This window comes from Streptoalloteichus tenebrarius (assembly GCF_024171885.1).
GTDB classification, from domain to species: domain Bacteria; phylum Actinomycetota; class Actinomycetes; order Mycobacteriales; family Pseudonocardiaceae; genus Streptoalloteichus; species Streptoalloteichus tenebrarius.
In genome coordinates, this window is the sequence record NZ_JAMTCP010000041.1 from 1 (window position 1) to 16348 (window position 16348).

The 16348-nt window shown below is 73.5% G+C and carries 11 protein-coding genes; 4 read left to right on the plus strand and 7 right to left on the minus strand.

Features of this window, described 5'->3' with window-relative positions; translation table 11 throughout:
* Nucleotides 1-149: 149 nt before the first annotated feature.
* From LX15_RS25605 to LX15_RS25620, 4 genes are all read right to left on the minus strand, one after another.
* On the minus strand, nucleotides 150-1685 hold the full coding sequence (locus LX15_RS25605) for a protein kinase family protein (RefSeq protein WP_253672213.1): 1536 nt from the start codon (nucleotides 1683-1685) through the stop codon (nucleotides 150-152).
* A 98-nt stretch (nucleotides 1686-1783) separates the two neighbouring features.
* Nucleotides 1784-3445, minus strand: a complete 1662-nt coding sequence (murJ, locus tag LX15_RS25610) for a murein biosynthesis integral membrane protein MurJ (protein ID WP_253672214.1) — start codon at nucleotides 3443-3445, stop codon at nucleotides 1784-1786.
* Between the two features lie 284 nt (nucleotides 3446-3729).
* On the minus strand, nucleotides 3730-6006 hold the full coding sequence (locus LX15_RS25615; RefSeq protein ID WP_253672215.1) for a DUF6049 family protein: 2277 nt from the start codon (nucleotides 6004-6006) through the stop codon (nucleotides 3730-3732).
* Nucleotides 6003-6500, minus strand: coding sequence for an NUDIX hydrolase (locus LX15_RS25620; protein ID WP_191892457.1), 498 nt, complete (start codon nucleotides 6498-6500; stop codon nucleotides 6003-6005). The genes LX15_RS25615 and LX15_RS25620 overlap by 4 nt, the downstream gene beginning before the upstream one ends.
* A 139-nt stretch (nucleotides 6501-6639) precedes the next feature.
* Here LX15_RS25620 and LX15_RS25625 point away from each other — a divergent pair, with 139 nt between their 5' ends.
* Nucleotides 6640-8091 (plus strand): CCA tRNA nucleotidyltransferase, encoded by a 1452-nt coding sequence (locus LX15_RS25625; protein WP_253672262.1) that lies wholly within the window; start codon nucleotides 6640-6642, stop codon nucleotides 8089-8091.
* 310 nt (nucleotides 8092-8401) lie between these two features.
* Here the strand turns inward: LX15_RS25625 and LX15_RS25630 are convergent, their stop codons facing one another.
* Nucleotides 8402-9745, minus strand: coding sequence for an MFS transporter (locus LX15_RS25630; protein WP_253672216.1), 1344 nt, complete (start codon nucleotides 9743-9745; stop codon nucleotides 8402-8404).
* A 331-nt stretch (nucleotides 9746-10076) separates the two neighbouring features.
* Here LX15_RS25630 and LX15_RS25635 point away from each other — a divergent pair, with 331 nt between their 5' ends.
* The gene (locus tag LX15_RS25635) at nucleotides 10077-10649 is read left to right on the plus strand and encodes a YqgE/AlgH family protein (protein ID WP_253672217.1); all 573 of its coding nucleotides are present in this window, start codon (nucleotides 10077-10079) and stop codon (nucleotides 10647-10649) included.
* A gap of 51 nt (nucleotides 10650-10700) precedes the next feature.
* Here the strand turns inward: LX15_RS25635 and LX15_RS25640 are convergent, their stop codons facing one another.
* A complete protein-coding gene (locus LX15_RS25640) occupies nucleotides 10701-11144 on the minus strand; it encodes an SdpI family protein (protein WP_253672218.1) in 444 nt (147 codons plus the stop codon).
* A 66-nt stretch (nucleotides 11145-11210) separates the two neighbouring features.
* Between LX15_RS25640 and LX15_RS25645 the strand changes: the two genes are divergently transcribed.
* Entirely contained in the window at nucleotides 11211-12374 is a 1164-nt protein-coding gene (locus tag LX15_RS25645) for an esterase-like activity of phytase family protein (RefSeq protein ID WP_253672219.1), read from the plus strand.
* Between the two features lie 179 nt (nucleotides 12375-12553).
* Entirely contained in the window at nucleotides 12554-15427 is a 2874-nt protein-coding gene (gene leuS / locus LX15_RS25650) for a leucine--tRNA ligase (protein WP_253672220.1), read from the plus strand.
* Nucleotides 15428-15511: 84 nt separating this feature from the next.
* Here leuS and LX15_RS25655 read toward each other — a convergent pair whose 3' ends face one another.
* Nucleotides 15512-16276 (minus strand): TetR/AcrR family transcriptional regulator, encoded by a 765-nt coding sequence (locus tag LX15_RS25655; RefSeq protein ID WP_253672221.1) that lies wholly within the window; start codon nucleotides 16274-16276, stop codon nucleotides 15512-15514.
* Between the last annotated feature and the right edge of the window lie 72 nt (nucleotides 16277-16348).

Below are 16348 nucleotides of genomic sequence, written 5' to 3' on the forward strand. Positions count from 1 at the left end.
GCCAGAGCCAGAGCCAGAGCCAGAGCCAGAGCCAGAGCCAGAGCCAGAGCCAGAGCCAGAGGGCCAGAAGCCTGGCGAGGGTTCACCTCAGTGAGCGTGAGCCCCGGCCGCGGCGGGCACCCGGCGGAACCGCCTCACCCCCACGCGGGTCAGCCGCGCGCGTAGATCTTCACCTCGGAGATCTCCGTCGCGTTCTTGCCGGCGTTGCCGCCCAGTTCGGTGATCCAGAGGATCACGTGCTGGACCGGTTCCCCACTGGTGATCGGCACGTCGGTCTGCCGCTGTTCCAGCCTGGCCTGCCCGATCAGCCGGGTGTCGTCGAGCCGGGGGTTGCGGTTGGTGGCGGCGCGCACCTCCACCGCGGTGCCCTGGCTCGGCGACTCCACCACGATCTTGGACAGCGCGGTCGGCTCCCTGAGCCGGAACTGGAGGCCGATGCCCGGCTTCAACGCCGGGAACTGCTGCCGGTAGGTGTCCGTCTGCCAGGCCGTCTCGGGGTCGCCGTCGATGACCCGGTCGACCCGGTTCTTGTTGTCCGGCGTGCCCTTGACGTTGTAGATCTCCACCCCCGCCACCTCGACGGCGGGGCCGACCGGGGCGGCCGGGTTCGCGCTGTGGCTGCCCACGACCAGCGGAGGCGTGGTGTGCTTCTTGTCCCCGGCGAACATGTCGACGGCGGACATGACCACGAAGACCAGCACCGCCGCCGTGGCCAGCGCCAGCACCGTCACGCTCGCCACGAGCTTGCGGCGCCGGACCCGCTCCCTGGCCTTCTCCTTGGCCTCGGCGGGTGTCAGCTCGGCCGGCTCGCCGCGCTCCTGGATCGCCCGCATCATCGCGGTCTCGGCCTCGGCCGCCGCGGCCTGCTCCAGGACCTGGAGGATCGCCGCTCCCGTGCGCACCCCGCCGACGCTGGTGTCGACGAGACTGCGGACCGCGATGGTCGATAGCTGGTGGGGCACCGTGGGCTGGAGCGTCCTCGGCGCGACCACCGCGCCGTCCGGGCCGGTCGGGGCCGCGGGAAGGCTGTTGGGGCCGCCGGGCAGCGCCCACCGCCCGGTCAACATCAGGTACAGCGCCGCGCCGACCCCCCGCACGTCGTCCCGGGGAGTGGCCTCGGGGCGCGGCGCGGGGAACGCCAGGCGCAGCTCGCCCTCGGGCGTCACCCGGATGCGTTGGGGGTGGTCGGCGCCCAGCACCAGACCGACGTGGTGGGCCGCCTCGACCGCCGCGGCGAGCGGTTCCAGCAGCCGCGCGGCCGTGCCCGCGGGCAGCGGGCCGTCGGCGACCAGGTCGACGAGGTCGTGGCCCTGGGTCCACTCGGCGACGATGATCCCCAGCGCGCCGGCCGGGTCGCCCTTCCCAGGGGCCAGCACGTCCAACACGCGCGCCATGCCGGGGTGGATGAAGCCGCCGAAGTGCGAGGTCCGTTCGAGGGTCTTGCGGGTGCGCGCGACCGTCTCGGGGTCCGACGGGCTGCCGACCAGCACCGTCATCGCCACGTCGCGGCCGAGGGCCCCGTCGCGCGCCCGCCAGAACTCGGCGTGCGCCCGGTGGTCCGCGCCGAGTCGCGACAGCAGTCGGTACCGACCCTCGCCGAGGATCGCGCCGGCCGTCAGGTCGACACGGCTGGGCGCCCCGCCGTCCTGGCGTGGCGTGACGGATTCCGTCGGCTTTCCACTCACCCGTGCGCTCTCCCGCTCCGCGCGCTCCCGGGATCACCCGGCCGGCCCCCCATCGGCGCGACGGAGACTCCGAGCACGAGGGTACGGGAAGTGGCGGCTCAGCGACGGCGGACGAGACCGCTGATGCGCCGGATGGCCGGCCGCAGCTCCTCGGCGTCGAACAGCATCAACAGCCCGAACGAGGCGACCAACGCGAGCAGCGACTCCAGCACGAGCGTCGTCCACGCCCTCGGCACCGCGCCGATCTCCGGCAGCACCGCGAAGAGCAGGTACACCAGGCCGTACGCCACGGCGCATCCGACGACCGTCGCCCCGACGGCCTTGCCCGTCGAGACCAGCAGGCGGCGCGTCTCCAGGCGGCCGAGGCGGACCCGCAGCCACACCTGGCCGGCCACGGCGCCTGCGACGAAGCTCAGCGAGTTCACCAGCGACAGCCCGATCACGACCTGCTCGGAGTCGCAGACCAGCGGCACCGCGTAGGACAGCGGGATCTTCACGGCCATCATGACGACCATCAGCAGCGTCGGCGTGCGGGCGTCCTTCATCGCGTAGAACACCCGGATCTGGAGCATCGTCAGCGCGAACGGGAAGAGCCCGAACGCGGAGAAGGCCAGGGCGAGCCCCACCCGGCTCGCGTTCTCCACGTTGGACTGGCCGAACGAGAAGAACGCCACGCCGAGGGGCCCGCCGACCACCGTCATCACGCCGCCGAGCGGGATCAGCATGACCGCCATGAGGCGCGCGCCCTGGGACAGGTGCGCCACCACGCCGGGCACGTCGTCGTCGGCCGCGGCCGCGCTCATCCTCGGCATGATCGCAGAGAGCAGGGAGAAGCCGAGGATGCCGTAGGGGAGCTGGAGGAGCAGCCACGCGTAGTTGAACGCGGTGATGCCGCCCTGGGCGTGGTCGGCGGCCACCCTGGTGTGCACGGTGACGCCGACCTGGCTGACCGCGACGTACCCGATCACCCACGCGGCGAGGCCGCCGAACTCGTTCAGCCGGCGGTCCCAGCCCCACCGCCAGCGGAACCGGAACCCCGACCGGCGCAGCGCCGGCAGCATGTACGCGGCCTGGAGGACGATGCCCAACGTGGTGCCCACGCCCAGGAGCAGGAGTTTCGGGTTGGTCAGGCTGACGTCGCCGGTGCCGAGCCCGCCGGGCACCACCCAGTAGAGCAGCAGGACGACGATCACGACCAGGTTGTTCAGCACCGGGGCCCACGCGGGTGGGCCGAACACGTGCCGGGCGTTGAGGATCGCCCCGAACAACGCGCTGAGCCCGAGGAAGACGATCTCCGGGAGCAGCAGGTAGGCCAGCGCGGAGGTCAACGCGGGGTCGGCCCTGCTGTCCGAGCTGATGTAGACGCCGACCAGCAGCGGGGCCGCCACCGTGGCGACCACCGTCGCGATCCCGAGCAGGACCGTGGAGACGGTGATCAGGAGCTGGGTGTAGCCCTCGCCCCCGTCGGCGTCCTCCTTCTGGGAGCGCACCAGGAGCGGGACCACGACGCTGGTCAGCACACCGCCGAGCAGCAGCTCGTTGATGATCGTCGGGAGCGTCTGCGCGATCTGGTACGAGTCGTTGACGGCCCCGGTGCCCACGGCGGCGGCGAGCAGCAGCTTCGACAGGAAGCCGGTGGCCCTGCTGATCAACGTGGGGAGCGCCATCGAGGCGCTGTCCCTGGCCAGCGACTTCTCGTCCCGCAGCCCGGACTCGAGCTGGGTCTGGCCGGACGCCACGGCCTCGGCCCCCTCCGGCACGGTCGGGATGATCTGGGTCTCCGCGGCCGCGACCGGGTCGACCGGGACCCGCCGGATCGGCTCGGTGGGGGCCTCGGTGACCCGGGGGATCCGCTGGGTCTGGTCGAAGGGGGTTCCCTGCCCGGCCTGCCCGCCGCCGGGTCGTCCCCGTCCGGGCGGGCCGGGAGGACCGAGGGGCGGCTGCGGCGGGGGCCCGGGGCGACGGGGCGTCGCGCCCCCGCCCGAGGGGCCCGTGGGCCCGGACGGACGGTACGGACCTGTCGGACCCACCTGTCGCCCGTGCATCAGCTCTCGCTCGCCCCTTCGTCCCCGGGCCGTCCGGTCGTTCCGTGTGCCACCGGAACTCCCTGGTCCGCGGTCGCGCCGGCGCGTGCCGCGCGCACGCGACGAACGAGGCGGCGGGCGACCAACGCGACCAGCAGGACCGCCGCTCCGGCGGTGATGGCCGTGGTGATGGTGCCGTACGCGCTCGAGGTGACGCGGAGTCTGGTGGTCTGACCGAGAGGTGTGCCACCCGGAGTTGACACCGAGACGTCGACGTAGAACTGCCCGGAGCGCTGCACCTCGGTGGGGATGCGCAGCGAGCGGCTGGTGCGCGCCGACACCTGCTGGACCTCCAGCTTCTGGGTGCGCAGGCCGGCGGCGCTGAGGATGTTGATCTGCACGTGCACGGTGACGGGCAGGGTGTTGGCGATGGTCAGCGGCAGCGGGCTGTCCGAGGAGGCCAGCGTGTACGGGGTGGCCTGCCCCAGGACCTTCACGCCCTCCCTCAGGTCGTCGAGCTGGTCCGCGGTGTTGGTCGCCCAGCTCTCGGCCAGGGCCGGCGCGCCGCGCCACGCGGTGGACACCGACCGGAACACGCCGAGCTGGATCGGGCTCACGAGGTTGCCCGGCAGGTAGTTGTTGTTCGCCGGGTCCGGCTTCATGGCCGAGAGCAGGTCCCGCACCTGGTTGTGGATCGTGGTCAACCGGGCGGTGACGTTCGGCGGCACCTCCTGGCCGCCGGCGTCCACCGGGTAGGTCAACGCGGCCGTGCCGGCGTCCGGGGTGGTGGTGGCGAGCTGGGGCAGCCCGGTCGGCTCCGCGAACCTGCCGTCGACGAGGTCGCGCGCCGTGTGCAGCAGGCCGCGCAGGGCGTCGGCCGGCAGGCCCCACCTGCGGGGCGGGGCGAGCACGAGCGGGCCGTCCGGCCGGGCCACGGTGGTCCGGTGCACCAGGACGCCGAGGGCGTTCTGCGCGGCGGTCGTGGCGCGGCCGTCCTGGCCGGACCCCTGGGCGACCGGGTCCAGCGCGCTGTCGAACAGCGGCTCGATCCGCAGGCCGAGCGGCGCCTGCCCACCGCTCGCCTGGCCTCCCGCCACGCGGACGGGGGCGCTGCCCGCCGGCGTGTCCTGGAGGCCGCGCGGCTCCAGCAGCACGCTGGTCGTCCCCAGCGAGACCAGGTCGGACATGGCGCGTTCGTCCAGCACCCCGTCATGCGGCCACACGACCTTGGACGCCGGGTCCACGCCCAGGACGTCCTTCACGGTCCTCGCGCCCTCGGTGACGGCCTTCCCCGTCACCTCGGACAGCCCGGCGCGGGACAGCGCGACCACGTCGACGTCGGCGGTGGGCAGCGCCAGCACGCAGCGCCCCTTGACGACCTCCTTGAGGCGCGCCAGCCAGCTCTTGGCCGCGTTCGCGCCGGAGCCGTCGACCTCGGCGCCGGACCGGTCGCGGCGCACCAGGTAGCCCCGGCTCATCGCCTCGGCCGTCGACAGCAGGTCGGGGTCGACCGCGAAGCACAGGGCGTTGCCCAGCGGAGAACCGGCCGGCGCCTCCTGCTCGACCGCCCTGACCAGGTCGGCCAGCCGCCCGCCCTGGGCGAACGAGGTGGCCAGCTCGTCGTCCCCGAGGACGGCCCTGCCGTCGTCGGCGGTGCCGACGACGCGGGGACGGTCCACGAGCGGCCACAGCATCGTCAGCGGCACCGGCCGGCCGGCGCCCGCGTTCGGCCCGCCGTCCGGCAGGCCGGTGACCGGCAGCAGCATCCTGGCCTCGTCCAGGGCGGCGGACCCCCCGCGCTGCGGCCGTCCGTTCACGACGACCGCGACGGGGTAGACGCCCGGCTCGTTGACGCGCAGCGAGTCGGAGGCGATCGGGCGGAGCTTCATCTCCAGCGTGAACTCGACGCTCTGCCCCGGGTCCACGCCGTCGGCCACCCGCTGCGGGGCGGGGTCGATGTACCGGGTGTTCTCCGAGCCGCGCAGCGCGTCGCGGAGCCGGTCGGAGGTGCGCAGTGCCTCACCGCGCTGGAGCTTGACCTCGACGTTCTCGACCCGGCGGTTGCCCGTGTTCGTCACCCGACCGGTCACGGTCACCTTGTTGGGGCCGCTCGCCGTGACCACCTGGGGGCTCAGCGAGGTCACGTCCACCCGCACCGCCCGCGCCGGGTCGTCCCCCCTGTCGGGCTGCTGCCCGTGCGCCGGCGCCGCGAACGGCGTGGTCAGGACGGCGACGACCCCGGTGAGCAGCGCGGCCCACGCGCGCCCCCACGCCCGCCTCGGTCCCGGCCCGGTCACGCCTGCTCCGCCAACAGCTCGGCCGCCCGACGCACCAGCCGGCGCTCGTCGGCGTAGGCGAGCAGCTCGTCCAACTCACCAAGCGGCACCCACGCCACCTCGGTGACCTCCACGTCCTCGTCGGAAAGCTCGCCGCCCACCGCTTCCAGCAGGAAGTGGTGCACCGTCTTGTGCACCCGCCGGTCGTCGGCGACGAACCAGTAGTCGATCGTGCCCAGCGCGGTGAGCACGCGGCCCTCGATGCCGGTCTCCTCGGCCACCTCGCGCACGGCGGCCTGCTCGGCGGTCTCGCCGGGCTCGATGTGGCCCTTGGGCAGGGACCACAACAGCCGCCCGCGCCGGTCGAGCCGACCGATCACGGCCGCGTGCCGGCGCCCGCTGTCGAGCACCAGCCCGCCGGCGGAGGTCTCGTCGACGGTCCGCAGCCGACGGCCCCGGCGCCGGCTCCGGCGCCCCGGCTTGCTACCGCCGGAACGGCCGGACGACGGGGGCATGGTTGCGATGGTAGTGACACGGGAGGGGCCGCCGTCCGCCTCCGCGCGCGGGCGGGATGAGCTGCGGCAAGTACCCTGGTCCCCCGTGCCGCCGACCAACCACGCCCAGCCGAGCAACCACGCCGCGCGTCCGGCGCCGGTGCACCGAGGGAAGGCCCAGCGCAACGCCGTGCTCGAACTGCTGCGCATCGCACCGGTCGCGGACGAGCTCGCGGAGCGGTTCGTCGCGGCGGGGCACCGGCTGTACCTGGTCGGCGGGAGCGTGCGGGACGCGCTGCTCGGCAGGCTCGGGACCGACCTGGACTTCACCACCGACGCACGCCCGGAGCAGGTGCAGCGCGTCCTCTCCGGGTGGGCCGAGGCGGTCTGGGACACCGGCATCGCCTTCGGCACGGTGGGCGCGACCAAGCGCGGCGCGACGCTGGAGATCACCACCTTCCGGGCGGACGTCTACGACCGGACGACCAGGAACCCCGAGGTCACCTTCGGCGACAGCATCGAGGGCGACCTGGTGCGGCGGGACTTCACGGTCAACGCCATGGCGGTCGAGCTGCCGGAGCGCCGCTTCGTCGACCCGCACGACGGGATGGAGGCGTTGGTCGACCGGGTGCTGGACACCCCGGCCACGCCCGAGGAGTCCTTCGCCGACGACCCGCTGCGGATGCTGCGCGCCGCCCGGTTCGTGTCGCAGCTCGGGTTCGAGCCCGCGCCGCGCGTCGTGACCGCGATGACCGCGATGGCCGGTGAGATCGAGCGCATCACGGCGGAGCGCGTGCAGACCGAGCTGTCCAAGCTCCTCTGCGGCGCGCACCCCCGCAAGGGCATCGAGCTGCTCGTGGACACCGGCCTGGCCGACCACGTGCTGCCCGAGGTCCCCGCCATGCGGCTGGAGATCGACGAGCACCACCAGCACAAGGACGTCTACCACCACTCGCTCGTGGTGCTGGACCAGGCGATCGCGCTGGAGAAGCGGGACGACCCCGACGCCGAGCCCGACCTCGTGCTGCGGCTGGCGGCGTTGCTGCACGACATCGGCAAGCCCGCGACGCGGCGGTTCGAGCCGGGCGGCGGGGTGAGCTTCCACCACCACGAGGTGGTCGGCGCGAAGATGGTCAGGAAGCGGCTGCGGGCGCTGCGGTTCTCCAAGGAGATCACCGAGGACGTCGCGAAGCTGGTGTACCTCCACCTGAGGTTCCACGGCTACGGCACGGGCCAGTGGACCGACTCGGCGGTGCGCCGCTACGTCACCGACGCCGGCCCGCTGCTGTCGCGGCTCCACAAGCTCGTCCGCGCCGACTGCACGACGCGGAACCGGCGCAAGGCGCAGGCGTTGCAGCGCACCTACGACGACCTCGAGGCCAGGATCCAGCGGTTGTCCGACGAGGAGGACCTGCGGCGCGTGCGGCCCGACCTCGACGGCAACGAGATCATGCGGCTGCTGGGCCTGCCGCCGGGGCCGCTCGTGGGCAGGGCGTGGAAGCACCTCAAGGAGCTGCGGCTGGACCGCGGGCCGCTGGAGCACGACGAGGCGGTCGCCGAGCTGTTCCGGTGGGCGCGGGAGCAGGGGATCGACGTTCCCGATCAGCCCTGACCAGGGCCTGGTTCCCCTGGGGCCTCCCGGGGTGGGCTCCGGCTGTTGAGGGCGCGACGGCCGTCGTCGGGGTGCGGCGGGGCCTAGCAGCTCGGCGGCGATGAGGCAAACAGTTGTCCACAGGGCCGCTCGGGCTTTGTCTCGAAGGTGTTGCTCAACCCGATGGTCGGGTGATGGCGGGCGGAGTTATCCACAGGCTCGGGGCGAGGTGTTCCGGCGGCGCCGGGGTGGCCGATAGGCTGGAGCGGGGCTCGCCCCCCGGGTGGGTGGGGGGCTGTCTTCAGGTGGTGTGGAGGGGCGAAGCGGCAGGTCAGGGCCTGGGGGAGATCGCCTCGGGCGGGTCGCTGCGGGGTCGTGGTCCCTGGCGCCGGTCCATCAGCGGGTAGCCGGCCATGCCGACCAGGTAGACCGAGGCCACCGCGACGAGCAGGGTCGGCGCGTACCCGTTCTGGGGGAGCACGACAGCCGTCAGGGAGATCGCCAGCACGTACATGACGTTGAACAGCGTGTCGTAGAGCGCGAACACGCGGCCCCGGACCTCGTCGCCCACGTCCTGCTGGACCGCCGCGTCCACGCACAGCTTCACCACCTGGCCGCCGCCCGCGATGAAGAACGTCGCCACGACCACCATCGGCAGGTTCAGGCACAGGCCCACGCACAACTGCGCGGTCGCGGCCGTGAGCAGCGCCGAGACGACCGCTGTCCGGCGGCCCACCCTGTTCACCAGCGGCGCGGTGACCACGGCGGCCACCAGCATGCCCGCCGCGCCCGCGGCGACCGCCTGCCCGACGCCGGCCATGCCCGCGCGGAACGGTCCCTGGTCGCCGAACGCGTACCGCATGAGCAGCACCCCGGCCAGCGTCGAGGTGCCGAACACCACGCGATGCGCCATCAGCGCGACGAAGCCGGCGGCCACCGACGGGGTCGTGGCGACCGCGCGAGCGCCGTCGCCGAGGCCACGGGCGACCGCCACCAGGGTCTGCGACGGCTCGTCGCACTCGTCCGGGCCGAGTCGGCCCCTGGCGAACCCCGCCGAGACCAGCGCCGCGGCCACCGAACCCACGACGGCGACGGCGGTGACCAGCGCGGAACCCGCGTTGTCCGCGCCGACCACCCCGCGCAGGCCGATCGCGCAGGCCCCGCCGACCGCGGCGGCGGCCGCGCCGAGCGTCGCGGCCAGCGCGTTGGCCTCGACCAGGTGGTCCCGGTCGACGACGTGCGGCAACGCGGCCGACAACCCGGCTCCGACGAACCGGCTCACCCCCATGACCAGCAGCGCGCCGGTGTAGAGCGGGACCCCCTCCATCCCTGAGCCGACGGCGGCGACGGTGAGCAGCACGAGGGCGCCGCGCACGAGGTTCGCCACGACGAGCACCCGCCGCCGGTCCCAGCGGTCGAGCAGCGCGCCCGCGAACGGGCCGATCACCGAGTACGGCAGCAGCAGGACCGCGAGGCCGGCGGCGACCGCGGCCGGGTCCGCCTGCCGTTCCGGGTTGAACAACACCGCGCCGCCCAGGCCGGCCTGGAAGACCCCGTCACCCCACTGGGCGATGAGTCGGGAGGCCAGCAGCCGGCGGAAGCCGCTGCCGGCGAACAGCCGACGCGCTCCCACCCTCCTGGTGGAACTGGTCGCCGAATCGGCGGCGGTCGTCACGGAAACCCAGCCTACGGACGCGGGACGGCCGCGCGGGCGAGATCACGCGACTCGGTCGGCGGCGGGAGTCGCCATGCGGGCGCCGAACACACGACTGGCCGGGCCTTTCGGCCCGGCCAGCGGTGGTCGATGACCCGGTCGCCTCTCGGCGGCATGGCGCGACGCGGCTCCAGCCGTACGGTATTCCGCGAAGGCTCTCTCAAGTGGGCCCGGGGGACACGGAGGCCACCGACCACGACTGACAACGTAGTCCGTCCGCCGGGTGTTCCCCACCCCGGCATGTCTTCGACGTGACCCGTGTCGCAGGGGTGGTCGGTGGGATCATGGGCGGGTGCGACCCGATGCCGACGTCGAGCCGGGCACGCTCCTGGTGGCCGCGCCCGGACTGCTCGACCCGAACTTCCGCCGGACGGTGGTCTACGTCATCGACCACCGCGGTGAGGGCACGCTCGGGGTCGTGCTCAACCGCCCGAGCGAGGTCGCGGTGCACGACGTGCTGCCGATCTGGGGTCCGTTCGCCAGCCGCCCCCGCGCGGTGTTCGTCGGCGGACCGGTGGAGCAGAAGACCGCGTTGTGCCTGGCCGCGCTGCGGACCGGCCAGGACGCGGCGAACGTGCCTGGCGTGATCGCGGTGCGCGGGCCGGTCGCGTTGGTCGACCTGGACAGCGACCCGGAGGACCTGGCCCCGAAGGTGCGGGGCCTGCGGGTCTTCGCCGGCTACTCGGGCTGGGGCACCGACCAGCTCGCCGACGAGATCGAGCGGGGCGACTGGATCGTGGTGCCCGCGCTCCCCGACGACGTGCTCACCCCGCCCGGCGTCGACCTGTGGGGGCGCGTGCTGCGCCGGCAGGGCCTGCCGCTCGCGCTGCTGGCCACCCACCCGATCGACGTCGCGCGGAACTGACGCCCCGTGCCCGGTGGCCGGGGGCGTCGAGTTCCCGTCGGTCAGCTCGGGTCAGCCGCAGATGGACTGCTTGAGGGTGCAGCCGCCGCAGCACCCGCCGCAGCCGGCGGCCTTGGGCTCCGGCAGCGCCGCAGCCGCGCGCGTGCCGAGCACGTTGCCGGCGACGGCGAGGCCGAACGTGCCGACCAGCCCGACCAGGCCGACCACCAGCACGCTCGCCGTGGACGGCAGGCCGAGGACGGCGAGGCCGGCCAGCCCGCCCACACCGCCGGCCACCACGTTCGGCAGGCCGGCCACCCGGTTGGCCAGGCGGAAGGCGTCGTCACTGCGCAGCGCGGGCTCGGTGCGCACTCCCGCGAACCGGTTGCGGGGCAGGGTGCCGCGCAGGCCCCGCGATCCGATGAGGACGAGCCCGGCGCCCAGCGCCAGGAGCACGACGCAGAACGCGATCTGCAAACCGAGCGGGGCGCCGGTGACCTGAGCTGCGAGGTTCACGGGAACGAGCGTAAGCGTGACCCGCCGGCCACCTCGCCTTCACCCCGATCGGGTGTGCTGCGCGCCATGCTGCGACGCGTCCTGCCCACCGCACTGGCGGCCACCGCCGTCGTCACCGCCACCGGCGTCCTCACCGCCACCGCCGTGGCCGAACCCGAGGGTTTCGGGCCGCCGGGCTCGCCCGCCGTGCGCCACGTGCGCCTCCTCGGTGAGCGGGCGATCCCGCATGGCCTGGAGTTCGGGGGGACCACCGTGGGCGGGCTCTCCGGCCTCGACCGCGACCCCAGGACCGGCGAGTACTACCTGATCAGCGACGACCGGTCCGACCGCCAGCCGGCGCGCGTCTACACCGCCAGGATCGACGTCGACGCGCGCGGCCTGCGCGACGTGCGGATCACCGGCACGCGCCCGTTGCGCCGTCCCGACGGCACGACGTTCCCGCCGAAGGCGTCCGACACCCCCGACCCGGAGGCGATCCGGGTCGACCCGGCCGACGGCACCCTCTACTGGACGAGCGAGGGTGACCGGATCGTGCCGACCGGAGGCGCCGCCCCGACGCTGATCGACCCGTTCGTGCGGCAGGCGCGGCGCGACGGGACCCACGTGCGGGAGCTGCGGCTGCCGGACAACCTCCGGATGAGCGCGGAGGAGAGGGGGCCCCGGCGCAACGCCGCGTTGGAGGGGCTCGCCCTCACGGCCGACGGCCGGCAGCTCGTCGCGGCGATGGAGGGACCCCTCCACCAGGACGGCCAGGAGCCGTCGCCCCGCCAGGGCGCGATGACGCGGTTGACCTTCCTCGACAAGCGGACCGGCAGGGCCGTGCGTCAGCTCGCCTACCCCGTCGAGCCGGTGTTCGCCGAGCCGAGGCCCGCGGGCGCGTTCGCCAACAACGGCGTGGTCGAGGTGCTCGCGGTGGACCGGCACCGCTACCTCGTGATGGAGCGCTCGTTCGTCACCGGTGTCGGCAACAGGGTGCGGGTGTACGAGGTCGACGCGCGAGGCGCGACCGACGTCCTTGGCCGGCAGTCCCTGGCGGACGGCCGGTTCCGCCCGGTGCGCAAGCGCCTCGTCGTCGACCTCGCCGACCTTCCCCTGTCCACTGTGGACAACGTGGAGGGCATGGCGTGGGGGCCGACCCTGCCCACGGGCGAGCGGGTCCTCGTGCTGGTCAGCGACGACAACTTCGCCGCGACCCAGGTCAGCCAGGTGGTCGCGCTCGCGGTGCGGTAGCCGCCACACCCCGCCGGGGCGGGCCGGGCTCGCGCTATCCTCGACGGCGTGAGCACGGCCCGCCTGCTTCTTACCTGGCCGCGCTGACCAGCGAGAAGGTCTGCGCGGCGACCCCTCATGCCCTCCGGGCTGAGGGGTTTGTTGTTGTCAGGGGCGGGACGGAACCGGGAGGACGAGCGATGAGCACGGACGTGGCCCAGAACGGCCAGGCCCAGGAGGAGGTGCCAGCCTTCCGCTACACGGCGGAGCTGGCCGCCCGCGTCGAGCGGCGCTGGCAGGACCTCTGGGAGCGGCGGGGCGCCTTCGACACCCCCAACCCGTCCGGCGAGCTCGCCGACCCGGAGCGCCCGGCGTCCGGCGAGAAGCTGTTCCTGATGGACATGTTCCCGTACCCGTCGGGCGCGGGACTGCACGTCGGCCACCCGCTGGGCTACATCGGCACCGACGTCCTGGGCCGCTACAAGCGCATGACGGGGCACAACGTGCTGCACGCGCTGGGCTTCGACGCGTTCGGCCTGCCCGCCGAGCAGTACGCGGTGCAGACCGGAACGCATCCCAGGACCACCACCGAGGCCAACATGGCCCGCTACCGGGCCCAGCTCCGCCAACTGGGTCTGGCCCACGACCCCCGGCGCACCTTCGCCACGACCGACGTCGAGTACTACCGCTGGACCCAGTGGATCTTCCTGAAGATCTACGACTCCTGGTACGACACCGAGGCGAACCGCGCCAGGCCCATCGCCGAGCTGGTCCGCCGGTACGAGAGCGGCGAGCGCCCCACCCCGGACGGCCGGCCGTGGGCCGAGCTGGGCGCGGACGAGCGGCGGCGGCTGGTCGACTCGCACCGGCTGGCCTACCTGTCCGAGGAGCCGGTGAACTGGTGTCCCGGCCTGGGCACGGTGCTGGCCAACGAGGAGGTCACGGCCGAGGGCCGCAGCGAGCGCGGCAACTTCCCGGTGTTCCGGCGCAACCTCCGCCAGTGGATGATGCGGATCACCGCCTACGCGGACCGGCTGGTCGACGACCTGGACCGGATGGACTGGCCGGAGCCGGTCAAGCTCATGCAGCGGAACTGGATCGGCCGCTCGCACGGCGCGCGGGTCCGCTTCCCGGTGGCCGCCGCCGACGGCGACCAGGCGTCAATCGAGGTCTTCACCACCCGCCCCGACACCCTCTTCGGCGCGACCTACGTGGTGCTGGCGCCGGAGCACCCCCTGGTCGACCGGCTGGTGACGGAGGAGTGGCCGGCCGGGGTCGACGTGCGGTGGACCGGCGGTGCCGCCACCCCGCGTGAGGCGGTGGACGCCTACCGCAGGACCGCCTCCATGAAGTCCGAGATGGACCGGCAGGAGAGCAGGGACAAGACCGGTGTGTTCACCGGCGCCTACGCCACGAACCCGGCCAGCGGCGCCCGCATGCCGGTGTTCGTCGCCGACTACGTGCTGATGGGCTACGGCACCGGCGCGATCATGGCGGTGCCCGGCCACGACCAGCGGGACTGGGACTTCGCGTCCGCCTTCGGGCTGCCGATCGTGCGCGTGGTGACCACGCCGGAGGGCTTCGACGGCGAGGCCTACACCGGCGAGGGGCCGCTGACGAACTCCGGGTTTCTGGACGGCATGGCCGTCGAGGAGGCCAAGAAGGCGATCACCGGCTGGCTGGAGGAGCACGGCCACGGCGAGGGCGCGGTCCAGTACAAGCTGCGGGACTGGCTGTTCTCCCGGCAGCGGTACTGGGGCGAGCCGTTCCCGATCGTCTACGACGAGGACGGCACGCCGGTCGCGCTGCCCGAGGACCAGCTCCCGGTGGTGCTGCCCGACATCGACGACTACTCCCCGAAGACGTTCGACCCGGAGGACGCCGACAGCGAGCCGGCCCCGCCGCTGGCCAGGGCGGCCGACTGGGTCGAGGTCGAGCTGGACCTGGGCGACGGGCCGAAGCGGTACCGCAGGGAGACCAACACGATGCCCAACTGGGCCGGCTCGTGCTGGTACTACCTGCGCTACCTGGACCCGCACAACGACAGGGCGTTCTGCGACCCGGAGCTGGAGCGGTACTGGCTGGGCAAGAAGCCCGAGCTGCACGGCCCGGCCGACCCCGGCGGCGTCGACCTGTACGTGGGCGGCGTGGAGCACGCCGTGCTGCACCTGCTGTACGCCCGGTTCTGGCACAAGGTGCTGTACGACCTGGGCTACGTCAGCTCCGAGGAGCCGTTCCGCCGGCTGGTCAACCAGGGCTACGTGCAGGCCTACGCCTACACCGACTCCCGGGGCGCGTACGTGCCCGCCGACGAGGTGGAGGAGCGCGACGGACGGTTCTTCTGGCAGGGCCAGGAGGTCAACCGCGAGTACGGCAAGATGGGCAAGAGCCTGAAGAACGTCGTCACCCCCGACGAGATGTGCGCCCGCTACGGGGCCGACACGTTCCGGCTCTACGAGATGTCCATGGGGCCGCTGGAGGCGTCCCGGCCGTGGTCGACGCGGGACGTGGTGGGTCCGCACCGGTTCCTCCAGCGCCTGTGGCGGAACCTGGTGGACGAGCGGACGGGCGAGCTGCGGGTCACCGACGAGCAGCCCGACGAGGACTCGCTGCGCGTGCTGCACAAGGCCATCGCCGGTGTCCGCGAGGACTACGAGAACCTGCGGTACAACACCGCGGCGGCGAAGCTGATCGAGCTGAACAACCACGTCACGAAGACGTACGGCTCGGGCCCCGGCACGCCGCGCGCGCTGGCCGAGCCGATGGTGCTCATGCTCGCGCCGCTGTGCCCGCACGTGTCCGAGGAGCTGTGGGAGCGGCTGGGGCACACCGAGTCGCTGGTCCACGGCCCGTTCCCCGAGGCCGACGAGCGGTACCTGGTCGAGGACACCGTGGAGTACCCGATCCAGGTCAACGGCAAGGTGCGGTCGCGCGTCGTGGTGCCGGCCTCGGCGTCGCAGGACGAGGTCAGGGCGGCGGCGCTGGCGGACGAGAAGATCGTCGCCCTGTTGGAGGGCGGCCAGCCGCGCAAGGTGATCGTCGTTCCCGGCCGTCTGGTCAACGTCGTCGCCTGAGACGGCCGAGCGGCCGGGGACGGGCCGCGAGCGGGCGGGGCCGGTGCCGGACGGGCGCCGGCCCCGCCGCCGTCGCGGGCGGGGTCAGCGGCTCTCCGGGGCCTCGGGCGTCGCCGGTGTCCCCGTCGGGAAGCCGGACTCGACGGCGAGTTCGGTGAGCATGCGCTCGAAGAGGGGCTCGGCGTCGCGGAGCGGGAACGGGAAGCGGCCGAAGACCTCCAGCGCGATGTGGCCGTAGAGCCGCACCCACCACTTGAGGATGAAGTACACGCCGTCCAGTTCGAGTAGTCCGTTCGGCACCTGGATGCCGGCCTCGGCCAGGGACTCCCTGAGCCGCTCGCGGTAGGCGACCAGGTCGTCGTGCAGCTCCGCCGGGACCTCGTCGGTGGTGGGCACGAACGCCTCCGGCGCGACGAGTACGTGTCCGATCACGTGGATGAACACGCCGCCGAACCGGTCCTGGGCCGGCCGGCGGCCCAGCCCGACCGACTCCTCCTCCGGTGAGGCGAAGACCAGCTCGAACTCCTGGGGGTGGGCCAGCGCCCAGCGGCGGAACGCGCGGCAGACCGCGAAGACGCGGCCGAGCGGGTCGTGCGCGGAGACGCCGCGCAGCGCCGGGGTCAGCTCGGCGTCGAGGTCCGCGCAGATGTCCTCGCAGACGGCGCGCAGCAGCGCCTCGCGGGAGTCGTAGTAGCGGTACAGCGCGGGGGCGGTGATCCCCAGTTCCCGGGCGATGGCACGCAGGGTCACGGCGTCACGCCCCTGTCCCACGAGCAGGGCACGGGCTGTCGCCCGAATGTCCCGCTCTGTGTCGGCGCGCAGTCGCTCTCGCCGTGTGGCCTCGGTCATACCTCACCCCTTGGGGTTGTGAACGCCGTTCACCTCTTTCTAGATTCGCTCGGTGAACGGTGTTTACACAGT

Bases quoted from the DNA above. Each gene is read 5' to 3' on its own strand.
- LX15_RS25655 (WP_253672221.1), bottom strand. From the start codon at position 16,276: ATGACCGAGGCCACACGGCGAGAGCGACTGCGCGCCGACACAGAGCGG.
- LX15_RS25620 (WP_191892457.1), bottom strand. From the start codon at position 6,500: ATGCCCCCGTCGTCCGGCCGTTCCGGCGGTAGCAAGCCGGGGCGCCGG.
- LX15_RS25645 (WP_253672219.1), top strand. From the start codon at position 11,211: ATGCTGCGACGCGTCCTGCCCACCGCACTGGCGGCCACCGCCGTCGTC.
- leuS (WP_253672220.1), top strand. From the start codon at position 12,554: ATGAGCACGGACGTGGCCCAGAACGGCCAGGCCCAGGAGGAGGTGCCA.